The sequence below is a fragment of the Methylobacterium sp. E-025 genome (assembly GCF_022829705.1).
Lineage (GTDB): Bacteria > Pseudomonadota > Alphaproteobacteria > Rhizobiales > Beijerinckiaceae > Methylobacterium.
Map to the genome: position 1 here is coordinate 1 of NZ_JAKSYR010000125.1, position 1,563 is coordinate 1,563.

The 1,563-nt window shown below is 64.5% G+C and carries 1 protein-coding gene; it reads right to left on the minus strand.

What is annotated here, in order from left to right; genetic code table 11:
- The coding region (locus MKK64_RS18885; protein ID WP_243936426.1) for an MCP four helix bundle domain-containing protein at window positions 1-1,220 on the minus strand (1,220 nt) is incomplete at its 3' end.
- Window positions 1,221-1,563: the final 343 nt, after the last annotated feature.

Genomic DNA, 1,563 nt, shown 5'->3' on the forward strand with positions numbered 1-1,563 from the left:
CCGGCGATGTCCGAGATCAGCCCGACCACGGCGCCGATCCGCGACACCGCCGCGCTCAGCTCCTGCACCCGGGCGCCGGTCTGGTCGGCCTCGCGCACGGCCAGATGCGCGAGCTCGGCCGAGCCGCCGACCTGCCGGCCGATCTCGGCCACCGAGGAGCCGAGCTCCTCGGCGGCCGCCGCCACCGTGTTGACGTTGGTGCCGGCCTCCTCGGCCGCGGCCGCCACCGTGGTAGACTGGCTCGCAGTCTCGGTCGCCGTTACGGTCAGGGTCTGGGCGGTGGCCTGCAACTCGGTCGCCGAGGACGCCACCATGCCGATGATCCCGCCGACCGCCGCCTCGAAGTCGTCGGCCATCTGGCGCATGCCGGCCTTGCGCTGCGCCTCGGCCGCCAGCCGCGCCTGCGCCGTGTCGGCTTCGAGCTTGCGGGTGCGGATCAGGTTGTCCTTGAACACCTGCACCGCTGCCGCCATCGCACCGATCTCATCTCGGCGAGCGAGGTACAACACCTCGACCTCGGCGTCGCCGCCGGCCAGCGCCGCCATCGTGCCGGTTATCATCTGGATCGGTTGTGACACACGCAGAAGACTGAACGTAGCAGCCGCAGCTGCTGCAACGACAGCAAGGGCAATCGCAGCGTAGACGGCTGTCATCGCCGTATCGGCAGCGGACATCGCCGCGTTCGCGTCCGTGCGAGCCCCGCGCTCATTCAATGCGACATCCGCGGTCAGAGCCTGGCGGACATCGTTGTAGAGACCGATGTTCTCCGGGCGACCAAGAAGTGCCAATCCCTCACTGCTATGACCGCCCTCGGCCAGAGCAATTGCATTCCGGCCGATGGTCTCGTAACGCGCCCATGCAGAGGAGAACGCGTCATATAGCTCCTGTTCCGCATTGGACGATATCAGCGGTTCATAGGTCTTGCGTGCCTCAGCCAGTGCAGCAAATGCTTCGGCCATGTCGCGCTCATTGATGATGTGCTGCTCTGAGTTGCTGTTGATAGCCAGCATACGCAACTGCTTGATGCGCACCTCTGAAGCTGTTGCGCGGATATTATTAACAGCTAATACGGAAGGCAGCCAGTTGGTGGCAACCTCGGTGACCGAACCGCGGATGCCGCTGAGCTTCGTGACTGAAAGGGCGCCCTGACCTATGCAAATCAGCGCGAGGAAGCCGGAGGCGGCGGCGAGCGAAGCCTTTATGGATAGATGAAGGCGCATGAACCGGATCGGCGCGGGAGCGGCTGAGCGGTGCGCCGCGCGCGCGACCGTCAGTTTTGGTACCCAGCGATCCTCTGGACCAAAAGTTAATCATCATTTGATAACAAATATCTATGTGATCACATTGAAGTGATGTTGGTAGTGGATCAAAATTTGAGGGCAAAAACAGGATGGAATAGCGGGCTACTTTGTATCTAAGCGGCCCGTGGGCGCCGTCGTCGGCGCTCGGCTGTCCCGGCGAACGCGCGCGCCAGGGGCATCGGCGTCGGCGTCGCCCGCGGTCCGAGCGATGCCCGGGACGACGTCGCGATGCCGGGGTTCCGCGGCCGGGCTCGGCGTGAAC